We start from the raw sequence: 17495 nt of genomic DNA on the forward strand, positions 1-17495 counted from the left end.
CCACACCCCCACCCGACCTCCCACTAGTGTATCCTTGATGGGAGGTCGGGTGGGGGTGTGGGCCGGTGCCGCGAAATCCGCCCTTTGCGGATTTCCAAATTAGGTGATCAGCAAGGGGCGCTTCGGTGCCCGTTTTTCGTGCCCGACTTTTTCGCCTGCCGAATTTGCCGTTGCGCGGGCAATTGACTTATCTACGCGAGGTTTGACGATCAGGCTCGCGCAGTTCGCGCGGGTGCAGTCTTGAATGTTCGGGAGTATCGGGGTGGTCGATCGCGACGCTGCAGTGCCGCTCTATTATCAGATCTACCTGCAACTGCGTGACGAGATCCTGAGCGGTCAGCGCCCTTTCGGCAGTGCCATGCCGACCGAGCACGAACTGGCCGAACTCTTCGGCGTGTCGCGGATCACCGCACGCAGGGTGCTCAACGAACTGGCTGAGCAGCGCTATGTCGAGCGCAAGCGGCGGCTGGGCACCACGGTGATCTTCAAGTCGCCCGCAAAGCCGATCGAGGCGGACATCGATCAGGCGATGGACTCGCTGATGGCGCTGGGCAGCGGCACCACCGTCAACGTGATCGAGGTCAACCGCGAGAAGCCCAACCCCACCATCGCCGCAGCCCTGCAGGTCGATGCGGGGCAGGATGTCATCCGTGCGGTCCGCATCCGCTATCTCGACGGGATGCCGATCGGCTACGTCGTCAGCTACGTGCCGGGCGATCTGGCGCCGCTGATCACGCCGGGCAATCTTGCCAAGGGGCCGATCCTGCAATTGCTGGCCAATGCCGGGTACAAGGCGGTCCATGCGGACCAGACCATCGGCGCACTGCAGGCCGACCCGCAACTGGCGCAGGCGCTGGAGATCGCCCCGCTCGCCGCGCTGCTGCGGATCAGCCGCACCAGCTACGATGCGAACGAGCGGCCCTTCCTGCTGACTTTCGCGCATTACCGCTCGGACAAGTTCACGATCCGGCTCGATCTTCACGGAACCCGCTACGCGGTCAATTGAGCGACCCAATTCGGTCATAGCGCGCTTGCGCACCGATATTGTTATAGTTACGATACAAAAAGCATCATTCAACGCTTGGGGGTATCGTGAAGGCCTATACGATCGGTTCGCAGCAGGGCATCGCCTCGCTGACCGCAGTGACCAGGGACGTGCCGCAGCCCGGCCCCGGTCAGGTTCTCGTCAAGGTGCGCGCGGTGTCGCTCAACCATCGCGACCTGCTCATCGTCTCCAGCAAGTACGGCGCGCCGCGTCCCGAAGACCGCGTGCCGGTTTCGGACGGTGTCGGCGAAGTGGCGGGTCTGGGTGAAGGCGTCGCCGGGGTCGAGATCGGCCAGCGCGTCACCGCGCCGCATTTCGTCAGTTGGACCGACGGTCCGTTCTCGCCTGCCTACTTCGGCCACGACCTTGGCGTGACCCATGACGGCTGGCTGGCCGAATACGTGCTGGTCCCGGCCCATGCGCTGGTGAAGGTGCCGGATTCGCTCACCGACCGCCAGGTCGCGGCGCTGTCCGGCGCGGCGCTGACCGCGTGGAACGCGATCGTCGAGGTCGGCAAGGTCAAGGCGGGCGACAGCGTGCTCGCGCTCGGCACCGGCGGCGTTTCGATCATGGCGCTGCAGATCGCCCGCATGTGCGGCGCGCGCGTCGCCATCACTTCGTCCAGCGACGAGAAGCTGGAGCAGGCCCGCGCGCTCGGTGCCGACGTGACGGTGAACTATCGTAGCGATGGGGACTGGGACAAGACTGTGTTCGCCGCGCTCGGCAACGGCGCGGACATCGTCGTCGAGACCGGCGGCCTTGCCACTCTGCGCCAATCGATCGCGGCGGCGGCCCCGAACGGGCGCATCGCCATCATCGGCGCGCTGGGCGGGACCGTCAGCGATCCGCTGCCCAACTTCGGCACGATCATCGGCAAGAACCTCGCGATCCACGGTATCGCCGCGGGCGGCCGTGCGATGCTGCAGCGGCTGGTCAATGCGATCGCGATCAACGGAATGGAGCCGGTGGTCAACAAGGTGTTCGGCTTCGACGAGGCCGCCGATGCCTACGCCTACCTCCACTCGGGCGATCACTTCGGCAAGGTGATGATCCAGGTCGCCTGATGACTCCAGCGACCATGGCCGACCCCGCCGCCCGCCTCGCCGATCATGCGCTGTCCGTCGAGTGGGCGGCGCTGCCCGCCTCGGCGCAGGCAGCTGCGCGTGCCTTCCTGTTCGACAGCCTTGCGGTCGGCGTGGCGGGGTATTCCGCCATCTACGCCGAAGAAATCCGCAAGGCCGCGCAGATCTGGACCGGCGGGGCTGCGGGCGAGGGCATGGTGCTGGGCGCACCGGATCTGCGCCTGCCCGCGCCTTACGCGGCTTACGTCAACGCCTACCAGATCCACTCGCAGGAATACGACTGCGTGCATGAGCCGGCGGTCGCCCACCCGATGGCGACCGTCTGCGCGGCGCTGCTGGCCGAGGCCGGGCGTGCTCCGGCGAGCGGCGCGGATTTCCTCGCCGCCGTAATCGCCGGGATCGATGTGGTGGCGACGCTGGGCGTGGCGGTGAAGGGGCCGCTCAAGTTCTTCCGCCCGGCGACGGCGGGGATATTCGGCTGCGTCGCCGCGCTGTCGCGCCTGCGCCGGGTAGAGCCGGAAGTCGCCTATCGTGCCTTCGGCCACGCCCTCGCACTGGCGAGCGGGACGATGCAGTCGCACATCGAGGGCAAGCCCACGCTGGCGCTGCAGGTGGCGGGCGCGGCGCGCTCGGCGGTCGAGGCGTTCGATCTTGCCTGCGCCGGAGTGCCCTCGCCCGCAGGCGCGATCGGCGGGCCGTTCGGCTACATGGCGCTGTTCGAGAACGACCCGGTGCTGGAGCCCGAACTCGACAAGCTGGGCAAAGTCTGGCGCGTCGAGGAAGTCAGCTGGAAACCGTTCCCCACCGGCCGCGCGGCGCAAGGGGCGATCGTCGCCCTCAAGACGCTGATGGCCGGGCATGGAGTGACGGCGGACAATCTGGAAGCGCTGGAATACCACGCGCCGCCTTTGATTCACCGGCTGGTCGGGCGCCGTCCGCAGGCGGACATGACGGTCGCCTATGCGCGGCTGTGCTTCGCGTGGCTCGGCGCGGTGGTTCTGACCGAGGGTGACGTGGGCCTCGATGCCTTCACGCCCGCGCGGCTGGGCGATCCGGTTTTGACGGCGATTGCGGAGAAAATCATCGTCGTTGCGGACGACAACGCCGATCTTGCGGCTTTCGTACCGGCTTTTGCGCATGTGCGGCTGGTGGACGGGCGGTCTTTCCGCGTCGATGTCGCCCGGCAACTCGGCGCGCCGGAGTGGCCTTTGACGCTGGAGCAGCAACTGGAGAAGGCGGGCAAGTGCTTCGCGTTCGGCGGGCTGGATGCGGCGCTGGTGCCACAGCTGCACGCGCTGGTCGGGCGGCTGGATGCGGACGGTGATGTGGCGCAAGTGTTGGCGAAGTTGCTGGGCTAAGCCAGCTTGCCCAAAAACCGCCGTCATCCCCGCGAAGGCGGGGACCCAACTGATGACCGCGTCATCGGAACCTTCACGAGATGGGGTCCCGCCTTCGCGGGAATGACGAGGATAGAAAAGCACGGCTGCATCCTGCTCGGCCCCGACCGGGAACCGCTCCAACGCAAGCTGGGTGGTTCACGGCCAGCGGTCCCGGATCAAGTCCGGGACGACGGCAGGGTCAATGCGGCTCCTCACCGCCCGAGACGTTCATGCTCTCGCCGGTGATGTAGATCGCCTCGTCCGAGCACAGGAAGGCCACGGCGGCGGCGGTGTCCTCAGGCATGCCGGGGCGGCCCATCGGGATGCGCGCGGCCATGTTGGCGAGGTATTCCTCCACCGAGATGCCCTGCACCTCAGCGAAATGCTCGTTCTGCCACTTGCCGAGCCCGGTGGTGACGTGGTTCGGGCACACGTTGTTAACGGTGATGCCGTGCGCGCCCAGCTCGATCGAGGCCGAGCGCACCAGCCCGACGAGGCCGTGCTTCGAGGCGGTGTAAGCCTGCGCATGCATGAACCCGGACTTCGCTGCCTGGCTGGCGATGTTGACGACGCGGCCGCCTTTTCCTTGCGCGATCATGATCTCTGCCGCTGCCTGCAGGCCGTACCATGCGCCGGTCAGGTTGACGTCGATCACCGCGCGCCATTCGTCGGCAGAGACCTCCATCATCGGCTTCATGATATAGCCGATCCCTGCGTTGTTCACCCAGATGTCGAGCGAGCCGTGGGTGTCCACCGCATGGCGGGCCAGCGCGCGAACCTGTTCGGGATTGCGCACGTCGCAGGGGAAGGTCGAAGCCTTCGGCAGCGATGCGGCGATGGCGTCCATCTCGGCGCTGGACCCGGTCATCGAACCCGGCGTCGCCGCGTCGGCGGGGGCGCCGATGTCGGAGATCACCACCGTCGCGCCCTCGGCGGCGAGGCGGCGAGCGATGCCCTCACCAAGCCCGCCCGCACGGCCCGAGCCGGTTACGACCGCGACCTTGCCGTCGAAGCGGCCGCTCATGAGCCCAGCTTCTCGGTCATGATGAAGATCGGGTCGGCCCAGTCCTGGAACTCGGCGGCGACCTTGCCCATGGCCTCGGTCGAGGTTTCCTCGCCGAACAGGTCCATGTCGGCCACGTCGATGATCTCGACGTACTGGTAGGGCGCGGTGCCGCCGCCCAGCAGGCCCGCCGTGCGCAGCACCTCGAAATTGGAGACGGACTTCAGGCCGTTCACGGTCGGCAGATCGGTAGTCTCCGCCCAGCGTTCATAATCGGCGACGCTCTTTCCGGGCTTGAGGTTCAGCAGCACGATGATGCGAGTCACGGGTAATCTCCTCCTTGAGGTGAGCCAAGCTACCTGTTATTTGATATATAAGCATGACATATAACGCGAGGGTTGACCATGTCCAGAAATGACCCGGCTGCCGATTACGATGGCCCGCCCGACTACCGTGTCATCGGCCGTCACGCGCTGTTTCCGCAGACCAGTCATGACGAGATCGAGCGGATCAACTTCCTCGCGCAGATGAATCGCCACCTGGCGGCCAATGTCGTGCCCGGCGTCAAGCAGGCTTACGAGAAGCGGGTCGTGCCTGCGTTTGAAGCCGCCGAAGGCCGCCCGATCGCCAACCGCCACGAAGCGCGCGAGGCACTGCTGGCGGACCCCGCGTTCCAGACCTGGTCGGCGATGCGCCGCATGACGATGGAGCAGCGCCAGCAGGCCGGTCGCTGGACCGCGCTGCGCCAGTCCGAGCAACTGGCCGAGAAGGCCCGCGAACTGACCGAGGGCGACGATCGGCTCAAGCTCGATCCGGCATTGCAGCAGCCGCGTTATGTCTCGGCGGTCGATCATCACTGCATGCCGGGCAGTTATCACACCGAATACTTCCCCGGCGACGTGACCAATGGCGCGAACTACGATCACGCCGGGTTCGTCACCACCAGCGGGTTGCTCGGCAAGTATTCGGACGGCGGCGGCCATGCCGTCGCGCGCTGGGTGAAGCGCAACCTGCCGGACTTCCAGCCCAGGCAGATTCTGGAGATCGGCGGCACCGTGGGCCATTCCAGCCTGCCGCTGGCGCAGGCTTTCCCCGAGGCGGAGATGACCATCGTGGACCTCGGCGCGCCGGTGCTGCGTTATGGTCTGGGCCGCGCCAAGTCGCTTGGCGTCGACAACGTGCGCTTCGTGCAGGCGAGTGGCGAGGACCTTTCGATCTTCCCCGACGCCAGCTTCGACTGGATCCAGACGACGATGTTCCTGCACGAACTGTCCACCGGATCGCTGCGCCGGATCATGGCCGAGACGCGCCGCCTACTGAAGCCGGGCGGCATCGTCCTGCACGTCGAGCAGCCGCAGTACGCGCCCGAGATGCCGCTGTTCGAGCAGGCCATGCGCGACTGGGACGCCTACTACAACAACGAGCCGTTCTGGAGCCGGATGCACGAAATGGACCTCGACGCGGAGATGATCGCGGCCGGGTTCGAGCGTGACCAGCTGATCCACGGCGGGGTGACGGCGGTGGTCGACCGCGACCTGTTCCCCGACGCCGCCGACGACGACAAGGAAGACTACGGCCGCAAGGCGGCCTGGCACGTGATCGGAGCAACCGTCTGATGTCCATCGCCGATGCCCTGCGCGGCGCGGGTGCCAAGCCTGCCGGCAAGCGCCCCTATTTCCTCGACGCCGAAGTCGAGCGTGTCCTCGCCATCACTATGTCGATCGCTCAGGAACTGGCGGTAAGCCGCCAGCGCACCGACACGCTCGAACGGCTGCTGCTGGAGAAGGGCGTGCTCTCGCAAGGCGAGATCGACGCCTTCGTGCCCGACCGCGCCGCCGCCACCGAGCGTGCGCTGTGGAACCAGGAGTACATCGCCCGCATCCTGCGCATCGTGCAGCAGGAGAACGAGGCGGTCGGCCGCCCGGACGACATCGCCTCGGAAGACGTGGCGGTAGAGGTTGGCGCAGAATCGTGATCGGGACGGAATTTGAATTCACCGTCGACGTCCTCGTCATGGGCGGCGGCGCCTGCGGGGCCACCGCTGCGCTGGCGGCCAGCGATGCGGGCGCCGAAGTGCTCCTCGTCGAAGCCGACGCGCGGCCGATGGGCACCACCGGCATGTCGATGGGCGTGTTCTGTGCGGCCGGCACGAAGCAGCAGGCCGCGGCGGGCGAGCAGGATGACGGCGACACTTTCTTCGCCGACATTCTCGCCAAGACGAAAGGCCAGACCGACCCCGAGATCGCGCATGCTTTGGCCTATGGCTCCGGCCCGACGCTGGACTGGCTGGTCGGGATTCATGGCGTGCCGCTCGAACTCGATACCGGCTTCCGTCCGGCCTACGGCAACACCCGGATGCGCGTCCACGGCTGGCCGGGCCATGCCGGGCAGGACCTGCTGGAACTGCTGCACCAGAAGGTCGCCGACGCCGGGGTGATGGTGCTCAACCCGGCCAAAGTGGTCGACGTGATCGCCGACGACGAGGGCCGCGTGCTCGGCGTCGAGATCGAACGGCCCGGCGGTGAGCGCGAGCGGGTGGGGTGCAAGGCGCTCGTCATCGCCAGCGGCGGCTTCGCCGGAAACCACGCAATGCTGCGCCAGTACATACCCGAGATGGCTGATGCCCGGAACAACGGTCACGAGGGCAGCCGGGGCGACGGTATCCGCCTTGGAGTGTCGCTAGGTGCCGCTGTGGGCGACTTGAGTGCCTTTCAGGGCTATGCGATGCTGACTGAACCGCAAGGTATCAGTGTACCGCCAGGCTTTGTCATCGACGGTGCGATCCTAGTCAATATCAACGGCTTGCGCTTTGTGGACGAGAAGGAGGACATCGCCGGGATGGTCCACCCCGTCATGGCGCAGCCCGGCGGCCACGTCTGGGTGATTTTCGACGAAGAGATCGAGCGCCGCAACGCCTACCAGCCCGACACCAAGGCGCTGACCGAACTCAATGCCGCCCGGCGCGGGGAGAGCGTAGAGGCTCTGGCGCAGCGCATCGGCGTCGATCCGCAGGCGCTGGCCGCCTCGCTCGAAGAGGCCCGTCAGGCGCAGGCCGAAGGGCGCCCCGATGCGCAGGGCCGCGTCTGGGGGGACGAGCTTCCGCCCTCGGGCGCGCTGGGTGCATTCAAGGTCGTCGGCGCGATCTATCATACGCAGGGGGGCTTGCAAATCGACCGTAATGCGCGGGTTCTGCGCGAGGACGGCTCGGCTTTGCCCAACCTTTTCGCGGGCGGCGGCGCGGCGCGAAGCGTCTCGGGGCCGTCGTCATGGGGCTACCTCCCGGCGATGGGCCTGTGCACCGCCGTGACCCTCGGCAGGCTGTCCGGGGAGGGCGCAGCAGCGATCGCAGCGGGCCGATGATCGCAGAGCGGAGGGTCGTCCTGCGGCTCTTTGCGTGATCAATCCAACCTGACAGCAGTAAATCAAGATTAATCACCGGAGCACGACGATGGACCCGCTGAGCGCAACGCTTTCCGAACCGACCGCAACCTCGGCACTGGCCGAACGCCTCGCCGCGATCGTCGGGGCCGACAACGTCACTATCGACGAGGCGAAGCGCAAGCTGCACAGCGAGGACGTCTGGTCGCGCGCGGACGACGTCGTCGCACTGATCGTCGCTCCGGCCACCACCGAGGAACTGGCCGAGGTCGTCAAGGTCATCGGCGATGCGGGCTGCTCGGCCGCGCCGCGCGGCGCGGGGATGAGCTACACTTCGGCCTATGTCCCCGCCAACGACCGCACCGTCTCTATCGACACGCTGCGGATGAACCGCGTGATCGAGGTCAATCGCGGCGACATGACGGTGACGGTGCAGGCGGGCGTCAGCTGGATTCAGCTGAACGAGGCGCTCGCCAAGGAAGGGCTGCGCACGCCGTTCTGGGGGCCGATGTCGGGCCTGATCTCGACCATCGGCGGCGGGCTTTCGCAGCTCAACGCGATGTTCGGCGCCAGCCAGTACGGCACCAGCAGCGAGAGCGTCGTCGCACTCACCGTTGTCACCGGCACCGGCGAGGTGATCCGCACCGGTGCGCGCGGCCAAGGCGGCGAGCACCCGTTCTACCGCCACTTCGGCCCCGATCTGGCGGGTATCTTCTGCGGCGATTGCGGCACGCTGGGCATCAAGGCCGAAGTCACCTTCCGCCTTATCACCGCGCCCGCGCATGAGGATTACGCCTCGTTCTCCTTCCCCAGCGGCGAGAAGCTGCTGGAAGCTATGGGCGAGATGACGCGGGCGGGCATCGCTTGCGAGATGTGCGCCTTCGACCCCGGCCTTACCGAAGTGCGCATGAAGCGCATGTCGCTGCTGTCCGATGTGAAGACGCTGGGCGCGGTGATCGGCAAGGAGAAGTCGCTGGGCAAGGGCCTGCTCTCGGCCGCCAAGGTGGCGCTCGGCGGGCGCAACTTCATCCCCAAGGGCGACTATCCGCTCCACGTCATTGCCGAGGGACGCTCGAAGGACGCGGTGGCGTTCGACATGGCCGAGGCGCGCCGCATCGCCCGCCAGTTCGAGGGCACGGAGATCGAGAATTCGATCGCGAAGATCATTCGCGCCAACCCCTTCCCGCCGCTGAACTCGATGGTCGGCCCGACGGGTGAGGCGTGGATTCCGGTCCACGGCGTCTGCCCGCTGTCCACTGCGCCGCAGATCTTCAACGAAATCCAGAAGTTCTACGCCGAGAACGCCGCGCTCTTCACCGAGCACGAGATCCACACCGGCTTCCTGTTCACGGCGATGGCCAGCAACGCGCTGATCATCGAGCCGGTGTTCTTCTGGCCGACCGGCTGGCGCCCGATCCACGAGCAGTCGATGGAAGCCTCGCACGTCGCGCGCCTGACACAGCGGCCGGAGAACCCGGCGGCGACCGAGGCGGTAAAGTTCCTGCGCAAAGGCGTGGTCGAAATCTGCGCGCGCTACGGCACCGGGCACTTCCAGATCGGCCGCACCTACCCCTACCGCGAGAGCCGCGATCCGGCGTTCACCGCGCTGCTCGACAATCTCAAGGCGCACCTTGACCCCAAGGGCCTGTTCAACCCCGGCGTGCTTGGCTTCCCGGAAGGCCAGGCCTGATGGCTACCTATCAGGCGGTCCAGCTCGCCCAGTTCGGCGAGAGTTTCCGCGAGGCGGCGCGCATCGTCGACCTCGACTTGCGCGATCCGGCGCCGGGCGAATTGCGTGTGCGCAATCGGTACGCGGGCGTGAACGGCATCTTCGATACGCAAATTGCCCGCAACGCGGTGGACTACGTGAAGATCGGCCTGCCGACCCTGACCGGCGTGGAGGCGCTGGGCGTGGTCGAGGCAGTGGGCGAGGGCGTGACCGACTTTGCCCCCGGTGACGCCGTGGTGACCACGCGCTTCCCCGGCGGTTATCGCCAGTACAACATCGCGCCGCAGGGCCACTTCGTGAAAGTGGCGGACGACAGCCCCGAGTGGCTGGCGCTCGCCTCAACCGGGGTGTCGGCGTGGATGGCGCTGTTCCATGTGGGGCAGGCGAAGCCGGGAGATGTCGTGGCGATTTCCGCCGCTGCGGGCGGTCTCGGCCACCTGATCGTCCAGCTTGCGGCGCTCAAGGGCTGCGAGGTCGTGGCGGTCTGCGGCGGGCCGGTGAAATCCGAATTCGCGCGCAGCCTCGGCGCGGCACGGGTGATCGACTATCGTTCGGAGTCGGTGCCGGAAGTGCTGGCGCGCGAATATCCCAATCGGCTGGATGTGGCGATCGACACGGTTTCGGGCGAGATCTTCGACGCCTTCCTCGACAACGTCGCGCCGCATGGACGCGTGGTCGTCGGCGGCGCGGCCTCTGACCTCGAAGGGAGGCCGGAGATCGTCACCGCCCCGCGCATCGCGCACAAGCTCTACTACAAGGGGGCTTCGGTGCGCGGCTTTATGAACGGGCTGCTGGCCGAGTTCTGGCCGCCCGCGCGCGACGACGTGTTCACGCTGTATAACCAAGGCAAGCTGAAGGTGTGCTTCGACGAGGAGCGCTTCCTCGGCCTGCCCGGCGTGTTCGATGCCGTGGAGCGCCTGCTTTCGGGCCGCTCGATGGGCAAGGTCATCGTGGACTTGCGATAGCACTTCGTCATTGCTTCGCTACGCTCGCAATGACGAGCAGGGGCCGGGCCGACCTTTCCTCGCGAGACGCGGGTATCTCTCTAGAGGGCCGATCGACCCGGCTTTCCCGGACCGGCGCTCGGCCGATCCGGGTGATCCTTCTCAGTACTTCAGCGATAGCCGCAGGCCGACCTGTCGGCGGTTGGGCAGCTGCACGATGAAGCTGCGCGCGTAATTGGTCGGGTTCACGTAAGCGCGGGCCGATTGCACCGCCTTGTCGTCCAGCAGGTTGTTCACATAGAGCGAGGCGCGGATGCCGGGGCGGCGCAGGCCGACCTGTACGTCCACCGTGGTCTTCGAGCCGGTCTCCGCCAGGTTCGCCTCGGTGGCGTACGTGGTGCTGCGGTAGCTGACGTCGCCCTGCAGGAACAGGGTGCCCACGTCCTCCAGTTCGATGTTGTGGATCACGCCCGCATTGCCGGTCCAGTCGGGACTGCCCGCGAGCTGGTCCTTGCCGTCGGTCGTGATCCCGGCATTGCGCACGCGGGTATCCACGTAGTCGAGGATGCGGATAGGCGCATAGCCGAGGCCGCCGTAGACTTCCCAGCCGGGGTTGGGCTGGAAGTGGAAGTCCATCTCGGCGCCGGTGCCGCGCGCCTTGCCGCCGTTGAGCGTGATGCCCACCGGATAGCCGTTGACGGTGACTTGCGAGTTGACCTGGATGTCCGACCATTCGAGATGGAAGACCGAGGCGTTGAAGGTCAGCTTGCGGTCGAACCAAGCGGTCTTGAAGCCCGCTTCGTAGCTCCACATCTGCTCTTCATCATAGGCGATGTACTCGTCCGGCACGGCGCTGAAGCCGGTGCCCGCCGCGTTGTTGAAGCCGCCCGGCTTGTTGCCCTTGGCGACGCTGGCGTAGAGCATGTGGTCGGGCGTCGCCTGCCACTCGACGATGGTGCGCGGCAGCCAGTTCCTGAACGTCGCGCCGAAGGAACCTGCGGTCATCGCCGCGCGCGGCTGCGAGGTTTCGAAGATCTTGTCCTGCGAATAGCGCAGTTCCTGCGACACCGTCAGGCCGGGCGTGATCTCGTAGCTGAGCGAGCCGAACACGCCGTAAGTCTTCGTATCGCGCGTGAGTACGTTGGGCGTCGGGGCCAGCACACTGGACGAGCCTTGCGCGGCGGTCGGGGAGTAGTCGTCGCTGGAGTAGTTTTCTTTGCGGAAGTAGCCGCCGATCAGCCACTTGAACGGACCGGTGCCCGATGACTGCAGGCGCAGTTCCTGGCTGAAATCCTCGACATGGACGTCGAGCGCGCTGCGGAAGTTGCCGAGCAGGGTCGAGCCCGAAATCAGGTCGGGGTTGGCGGTGAAATCAGAGTCCACGTCCTGCAGCTGGTGGCTGCGGTTGTAGGCGGAGATCGACGAGAATGCGGCGCCGCCGAAGTCGTAGTTGAAGTGCGCGGCGGCGCGGTAATACTTGAGGTCGATGTTGCCGTAATCGGCGGCGTTGCTGCCCAGCTTGTCGGGATCGCCCTTCAGCGTGCCGACGTACCAGCGCTGGCTGGCGAGCGTGCCGGTCTGGGTGTTGGTCGCCACCTGATGCCAGGCGGGCTGGCCGATGTGTTCGTCGCTGTAGGCGAGGCGGACGTAGAGTTCGGCCTGCTTCTCGGCACCGAACTGCGCGCGGATGCCGCCGACCACGGCGGTGCTGTCCGAATTGCCCATGTCGTCGCCGGTGTTGGCGTCGTTATAGAAACCGTCGAAGCTGCGGCGCTGCGCGGCGAGCGAGAACGCCAGGCCATCCGCGACCGGGCCGCTGACGCGGCTTTCCACGCGGTACAGGCCGTATTCCGCGATCTCGCCGCCGAATTCGGCCTCGATCTTGTCGAGGTTGGGGCGGCGCGAGACGTAGTTGATCGCGCCGGCCAGCACGCCGCGCCCGAACTGGGTGCTCTGCGGGCCGCGCACGACTTCGATGCGCTCGACGTCGAAGGACTGCAGGCTGATGCCGCCCGCGTTGCCGGTGTCGACGCCGTCGATGAACAGGCCGACCGAGGCGTTGCTGCCGGTGCGCGGCGCGCCGATGCCGCGGATCACCGGGACACCGCCGAACATGCCGAGGTTGTTGGAGAAGGTAAAGTTCGGCGTGCGCTTGGCGATGTCCTCGAGGTCGGAAATGTCGTAGCGCGCGATCATGTCCTGGTCGAAGGCGGCGACCGAGATCGGCACCTCCTGCAGCGTTTCCTTTTCCTTGCGCGCGGTGACGACGATGTCCTCGACTTGCGCATGGGCCACGGCCGGGACGAGCGTGGCGAGCGATACTCCTGCGGCTAGCAGGATCCTGGCATTCATCATGGTACTTCCCCCTTGGTGCTGAACCTTGTTCCGTCTGCGTCGTTTTCTGGCCGGGTTCTGGCGCCCGGCGCGTGTGTCTTTCCGCCGCCCTTGCGGACGGTCGGAAATTCGGTCTGTCGGTCGGCTTCAGATGCGGTCGAGGATTTCGAGCGCGGCGCGCTCTCCGGTTTCCATTGCCGATTCCATGCCCACTTCCATCAGGCGGGTGTGCTCGCCCGCGAAGTGCATCCGGGCGTGCGGCTGGGCCATCGTCGGGCGGAAGGCCTTCATCTGGCCCGGATGATAGCCGTGGCGGCAGCCGTGGATCAGCGGGTCGAGCTTCCACGAGAAGACGCCGAGCACTTCCAGCTTGCCCTTGGTCGAGGGCCGCATCCGCGCCAGTTCGGAGAGGACATATTCGCCGCGCTCCTTGGCAGGGATGCGGTCGAGCGCGTCGCCCTTGACGCCGCTGGTGATGGCGACGGCGCTGTCGCGTGAGCCGTCGGGCGCGATCGACTGGCGCAGCAGGCTGACCGGGCCGTCGGTCCACATCGAGCCCTCGATGCCGTCCTGCTCCCAGTAAGGCGCCTTGACGCGCAGCCAGACCTGGTTCTGGCCGCTGTAGGGCATGAGCTTGACCGCGTCCGCCTGCCCGCCGGTGAGCGCAGGCGTGACCGCGACCTTGCGCAGTGCGGTGAAGGGCAGGGCGGAGACAACGTAGTCCGCCTTGTAGCTGGACCCGTCGCCGCAGGTGACCGTCGCGCCGGTGTCCGTCATGTCGATGGCGGTGACCTGCTTGCCGGTCAGCACCGCGCCCTTGAGGGCATCGGCCATGGCATCGGTCAGGCGCGAGGACCCGCCGAGGATGCGGTAGGACAGGAACGAGGCCTGCTGGAACCGGTCCTGCTTGGCCGAGGTCGGCACGCCGTTCCCCTCGAACTTGGCGCGGCCCATTTCCTGCATGAGCGTCAACGCGGAAATCGCATCGAGATCGCCGTCGCCATAGCCGCGCGCGACGAGGTCGAGCGCGGCGGGCGATGCGCCCACGCGGCGCAGGTAGTCGGCCTCGGAAACGTCGTAGTTCGCCAGAGCCTCGGGTGAGGCCCAGCCGTCCATCGTGTTCCACGGGTAGGTCTTGGCGAGGTAGTAGCTGCCGAGCGCGAAAGGCACGACGCCGCGCTCCGCGCCGACCGTCCTGTTCAGCGGGTGGTTCTCCCACTGTCCCGGTCGGATCAGCTGCCCGTCGAGGGAGATCGCGTAGTTGTCGTAGATGTTGGAGCCTTGCGCCAGCTTGACCCCCAGCGCTTCGCAGCGGTCGAGGACGCGGGCGTAGGAACGGCCGATCTGTGATGCGCCGTGCTCGGGATGGCCTTCGATCTCGGTCGAGGTGAAGACGCGGCCGCCGATGCGCCTCCCGGCTTCGAGCACCGTCACACGGCAGCCATTTTCGGCGAGTAGCAGCGCCGCATTGAGCCCGGCGAGACCGGCGCCGATGACCACCACGTCGGTCTTCTCGGCGGCGAAGGCCATGCGGGGCAAGTAGGCGGCGGCCGCAGCCACCATGCCGGTGGCGAGCAGGGTCCGACGGGAAAGTTCGCGTGTCAAAGGGGGCCTCCCTGGCCGTGTCATGGGACGGTGTTCTGGCAGGCAGGGTGATGGGCCGGGCGGGCGCCGTGCAATCAAGCGTTCCCGGCAGGCGATCAAAATTCCTGAACGCCATTGATGCGCGGACGGGCCTTCACGAACGTCATTCGTGTTGCACGAACGGAGTCGAGGCCCGCAAATCCACGGGATCGCGCCGTTTCGGCAGTGAGGCAGCGATACGGGGATTCGGCATGGCAGGTCACCGCATGTTCACGAGGGGTTTCTGGCTTTCGGACGAGCCGCTGCTGCTCGGCCTCAATCCGCGCCAGCTCTGCGTCCACTTCATCGGGGTGCCGGTGTTCCTCGGCTTCGTCGCTGGATGGCCTCAAGCGGGGCGCACGGTCGCCTGGCCCAAGGAACATGCGATCGCGTTCTGGATCGGGCTGTCGATGTGCGGCTGGTGGGCGAACGACATCGTTACCCGCGCGCTGGCCCGGCCGCTGCGCGGCGCGGGGATGCCGCTCTGGGCGACGCTGATGGTCGGGGTGGTGGTGGCTTCGCTGCCGTCCGACATGGCGCTCAAGCTATGGGTGCACGCTTATCTCGGCATGTTCCCGGACTTGCCGATGACGCGCCCGATGCCGCAGATCCGGCTGGATGCGGTGCTGTTCTTCAAGACGCACATCTACGGCTATATCGAGTGGCCGCTGATCAACCTGATGCTCTTCCACTTCTGGAAGATGCCCTGCTACGGCTACCGGCCGAGCATCGAGACAGGCCACGCACCCAGCAGCGTCGAGAGCGTGCTGCCGTTCATGACGAAAGTGCCGGTGACCCTGCGCGGCGAAGTGCTCGCGCTCTCGGCCGAGCAACATTACCTGCGCGTCCACACCAGCGCGGGCAATGCGCTGATCCTCTATCGCCTGTCGCAGGCGGTCAGCGAACTGGGCGGGCGGGGCCTGCAGGTCCACCGCAGCTTCTGGGTAGCCTCGGGCGCGGTGGTCCGGGTGGCAGGCAGTGCAGGCGCGCCCCGGCTGGTGCTGCGGGACGGGCTGGAAGTACCGGTCAGCCGGTCGTTTCGCCAGACGGTGCAGCAGGCAGGCTTCCTGCAGGCTGCACCATCAGGGCTCGTTCCTTCAGGGGCGTTCTGACGCCTCGAACGTGCGGTAGGGGCCGAGCAGGAGTAGCGCCCCGGCGCAGGTCAGCAAGGCTATCGCCGAACAGCTCAGCGACAGGACGTAAGTGCCGTTGACGTCGAAATCGTGCCCGAACACCGGCGCGGCGAACCCGGCGCCGATCGCGAAGGGGATGTAGAGCCAGCCGTAGATCGTGCCGTAGTGCTTCATCCCGAAATAGCGGGCGACGATGAAGGCGATGAAATCGTACTCGATGCCCAGCGCGAAGCCGATCAGGAAGATCGAGATGCCCGCCGCCTGCGGATCGATGGTCCCGCCCATGAGGCTCCAATAGGACAGGCCGGGCAGGGCGAGCAGGATGGTGCCGATCATCGGCGCCCAGAAGCGGTCGAGCAGCCAGCCGCCGACGAGCCGTCCGATGATCGCGGACAGGCCGATGAGCGGCGTCAGCGAGGCGATCGTGCCGCTATCCAGCTTCCCGGCGCGCAGGATGCCTTCCATGTTGGGGACCGCACCGCCGAGCGCGAAGGAGATCGGCACCAGCGCCACGGCCAGCAGCCAGAAGCGCCAGTCGCGCACCGCCTGCGCGGTCGTCATGCCGCCCATCGGGACGGGGGCGGCGGCGGGTTCATCCACGCGGGATTTGGGCGCGCGGAACCAGATGAAGGCGGCGGGCAGGGCCAGCACCAGCGGTAGCAGGCCCAGCCCGACGAAGGCGCCGCGCCAGCCCCATTGCTCGATGAGCCAGCGCACGTAAGGCTTGGCGAAGATGCCGAACAGCCCCGAGCCCATCATCGCCAAGCCGAGGGCAAGGCCCTTGTTGCGCTGGAAGTGCTCGTTGACGAGGCGGGTCCAGGTGATCGGCAGCGTTCCCGCGCCGCCCAGCGCGATGAAGCCCCAGGTGAGGTAGAAGCCGAGGATCGACCCGGAGGACAGCGCCAGCGACAGCACGCCAAGGCCGAACAATATCACCGAGCACAGCGCGACGCCTCGCGCGCCGAACCGGTTGGTGAGCGCCCCGGTCAGCGGCGCGGAGAGCACTACGGTGAGGGTCGTGACGGACATGACGCCCATGACCTCGGCGATCGACCACCCGAAGGCGGCTGAAAGCTGGGGGGCCAGCATCCCCAGGGTGTAGACCGGCATGGGGGAAAGGCCGAGGCCGACACCAAGGGTGGCGGCCAGCACGATCTTCCATCCCCGGGCGAATTCGCCGTCGCGGGCGTCGGCCGCCGGCCTCACCGCGTCTCTCACTTCGTCGCGGTCTTGAGCCAGGCGATCAGGGCGGCGCGATCTTCCGGCTTGGCGATGCCGGGGAAAGCCATGGTGGTGCCGGGAACCAGCTTGCTCGGCCGTTCAAGCCAGGCGTTGAGCGACTTGTCGTCCCACTTGACGCTGCTCTTGGTCAGAGCAGGCGAATAGCGGAAGCCAGGGCGGCTCGCAGCCTTCTTGCCGATGAAACCGTTGAGGTTGGGACCGACCTTGTTGGGCTGGCCCGCTGCCGTCGAGTGGCAGGCCTGGCAGCGCATGAACAGGCGCTTGCCCGCCTGTGCATTCGCCGTCTGGGCCGAGGCGGGGGCTATGGCCACGAACAGGCTCATGGTCATGGCCAGACCTGTAAGCGGAAGAGTTGCGGCCAAGCCGCGAAGCGCTTTCATCTCTCGTGTACCTCGTAAAATCACTACCCGCGCATGATCCATATAGCTGATCACTGTGTAGGTCGGATGGTTCGCCGATATTCTATCCGCCTGCCGATGAACCAAATGCGAAGGCCGCCCGCGATGCGGACGGCCTTCGCGGTTTCCGTTTGAAAATTCGCTGCAGGCGAATTTCGCGGCACCGGCCCACTCCCCCACCCGGCCACCCGCAGGATACTACCGT

Annotated in this window: 15 protein-coding genes; 9 read left to right on the forward strand and 6 right to left on the reverse strand. The window is 66.8% G+C overall.

Annotated features, from left to right (window positions below; all coding sequences use genetic code 11):
- Positions 1-244 precede the first annotated feature (244 nt).
- The 3 genes from PKE80_RS17930 to PKE80_RS17940 all read left to right on the forward strand — a co-directional run bounded on the left by PKE80_RS17930 (position 245) and on the right by PKE80_RS17940 (position 3485).
- Positions 245-1006, forward strand: coding sequence for a GntR family transcriptional regulator (locus PKE80_RS17930; RefSeq protein WP_271183649.1), 762 nt, complete (start codon positions 245-247; stop codon positions 1004-1006).
- 86 nt (positions 1007-1092) lie between these two features.
- A complete protein-coding gene (locus PKE80_RS17935; protein ID WP_271183650.1) occupies positions 1093-2109 on the forward strand; it encodes a zinc-dependent alcohol dehydrogenase family protein in 1017 nt (338 codons plus the stop codon).
- Complete coding sequence (locus PKE80_RS17940; protein WP_271183651.1) at positions 2109-3485, forward strand: MmgE/PrpD family protein; 1377 nt, start codon at positions 2109-2111, stop codon at positions 3483-3485. Before PKE80_RS17935 ends, PKE80_RS17940 begins: the two co-directional genes overlap by 1 nt.
- A gap of 220 nt (positions 3486-3705) precedes the next feature.
- On the opposite strand, the gene PKE80_RS17945 is transcribed toward PKE80_RS17940, so the two are convergent.
- Entirely contained in the window at positions 3706-4530 is an 825-nt protein-coding gene (locus PKE80_RS17945) for an SDR family NAD(P)-dependent oxidoreductase (protein WP_271183652.1), read from the reverse strand.
- On the reverse strand, positions 4527-4835 hold the full coding sequence (locus tag PKE80_RS17950) for a RedY/HapK family protein (RefSeq protein WP_271183653.1): 309 nt from the start codon (positions 4833-4835) through the stop codon (positions 4527-4529). Before PKE80_RS17950 ends, PKE80_RS17945 begins: the two co-directional genes overlap by 4 nt.
- Positions 4836-4913: 78 nt before the next feature.
- Here PKE80_RS17950 and PKE80_RS17955 point away from each other — a divergent pair, with 78 nt between their 5' ends.
- The 5 genes from PKE80_RS17955 to PKE80_RS17975 all read left to right on the forward strand — a co-directional run bounded on the left by PKE80_RS17955 (position 4914) and on the right by PKE80_RS17975 (position 10581).
- On the forward strand, positions 4914-6125 hold the full coding sequence (locus PKE80_RS17955; protein WP_271183654.1) for a class I SAM-dependent methyltransferase: 1212 nt from the start codon (positions 4914-4916) through the stop codon (positions 6123-6125).
- Positions 6125-6484: a hypothetical protein gene (locus PKE80_RS17960; protein ID WP_271183655.1), complete on the forward strand. Its 360-nt coding sequence runs from the start codon at positions 6125-6127 to the stop codon at positions 6482-6484. Before PKE80_RS17955 ends, PKE80_RS17960 begins: the two co-directional genes overlap by 1 nt.
- Positions 6481-7869, forward strand: coding sequence for an FAD-dependent oxidoreductase (locus tag PKE80_RS17965; protein ID WP_271183656.1), 1389 nt, complete (start codon positions 6481-6483; stop codon positions 7867-7869). The genes PKE80_RS17960 and PKE80_RS17965 overlap by 4 nt, the downstream gene beginning before the upstream one ends.
- An 88-nt stretch (positions 7870-7957) precedes the next feature.
- On the forward strand, positions 7958-9577 hold the full coding sequence (locus tag PKE80_RS17970) for an FAD-binding oxidoreductase (protein WP_271183657.1): 1620 nt from the start codon (positions 7958-7960) through the stop codon (positions 9575-9577).
- Entirely contained in the window at positions 9577-10581 is a 1005-nt protein-coding gene (locus tag PKE80_RS17975) for a zinc-binding dehydrogenase (RefSeq protein WP_271183658.1), read from the forward strand. Before PKE80_RS17970 ends, PKE80_RS17975 begins: the two co-directional genes overlap by 1 nt.
- A gap of 141 nt (positions 10582-10722) precedes the next feature.
- Here the strand turns inward: PKE80_RS17975 and PKE80_RS17980 are convergent, their stop codons facing one another.
- Positions 10723-12912 carry a TonB-dependent receptor gene (locus tag PKE80_RS17980; protein ID WP_271183659.1) on the reverse strand — a complete coding sequence of 730 codons (2190 nt, stop codon included), beginning with the start codon at positions 12910-12912 and terminating at the stop codon, positions 10723-10725.
- A 129-nt stretch (positions 12913-13041) separates the two neighbouring features.
- A complete protein-coding gene (locus PKE80_RS17985; RefSeq protein ID WP_271183660.1) occupies positions 13042-14499 on the reverse strand; it encodes a flavin monoamine oxidase family protein in 1458 nt (485 codons plus the stop codon).
- A gap of 245 nt (positions 14500-14744) precedes the next feature.
- Here PKE80_RS17985 and PKE80_RS17990 point away from each other — a divergent pair, with 245 nt between their 5' ends.
- Entirely contained in the window at positions 14745-15629 is an 885-nt protein-coding gene (locus tag PKE80_RS17990) for a LytTR family DNA-binding domain-containing protein (protein WP_051586943.1), read from the forward strand.
- Here the strand turns inward: PKE80_RS17990 and PKE80_RS17995 are convergent.
- Entirely contained in the window at positions 15615-16856 is a 1242-nt protein-coding gene (locus tag PKE80_RS17995) for an MFS transporter (protein WP_271183661.1), read from the reverse strand. The two genes, PKE80_RS17990 and PKE80_RS17995, sit on opposite strands and share 15 nt — an antisense overlap.
- A gap of 8 nt (positions 16857-16864) precedes the next feature.
- The gene (locus PKE80_RS18000; RefSeq protein WP_271183662.1) at positions 16865-17254 is read right to left on the reverse strand and encodes a c-type cytochrome; all 390 of its coding nucleotides are present in this window, start codon (positions 17252-17254) and stop codon (positions 16865-16867) included.
- Positions 17255-17495: the final 241 nt, after the last annotated feature.

It is taken from the genome of Novosphingobium resinovorum, assembly GCF_027922145.1.
Classification (GTDB): Bacteria; Pseudomonadota; Alphaproteobacteria; order Sphingomonadales; family Sphingomonadaceae; genus Novosphingobium; species Novosphingobium resinovorum.

Excerpts from the sequence above, each read along its gene's own strand:
- PKE80_RS17930 (WP_271183649.1), top strand. The coding sequence starts at position 245 with ATGTTCGGGAGTATCGGGGTGGTCGATCGCGACGCTGCAGTGCCGCTC.
- PKE80_RS17940 (WP_271183651.1), top strand. The coding sequence starts at position 2,109 with ATGACTCCAGCGACCATGGCCGACCCCGCCGCCCGCCTCGCCGATCAT.
- PKE80_RS17945 (WP_271183652.1), bottom strand. The coding sequence starts at position 4,530 with ATGAGCGGCCGCTTCGACGGCAAGGTCGCGGTCGTAACCGGCTCGGGC.
- PKE80_RS17955 (WP_271183654.1), top strand. The coding sequence starts at position 4,914 with ATGTCCAGAAATGACCCGGCTGCCGATTACGATGGCCCGCCCGACTAC.
- PKE80_RS17960 (WP_271183655.1), top strand. The coding sequence starts at position 6,125 with ATGTCCATCGCCGATGCCCTGCGCGGCGCGGGTGCCAAGCCTGCCGGC.
- PKE80_RS17970 (WP_271183657.1), top strand. The coding sequence starts at position 7,958 with ATGGACCCGCTGAGCGCAACGCTTTCCGAACCGACCGCAACCTCGGCA.
- PKE80_RS17975 (WP_271183658.1), top strand. The coding sequence starts at position 9,577 with ATGGCTACCTATCAGGCGGTCCAGCTCGCCCAGTTCGGCGAGAGTTTC.
- PKE80_RS17980 (WP_271183659.1), bottom strand. The coding sequence starts at position 12,912 with ATGAATGCCAGGATCCTGCTAGCCGCAGGAGTATCGCTCGCCACGCTC.
- PKE80_RS17990 (WP_051586943.1), top strand. The coding sequence starts at position 14,745 with ATGTTCACGAGGGGTTTCTGGCTTTCGGACGAGCCGCTGCTGCTCGGC.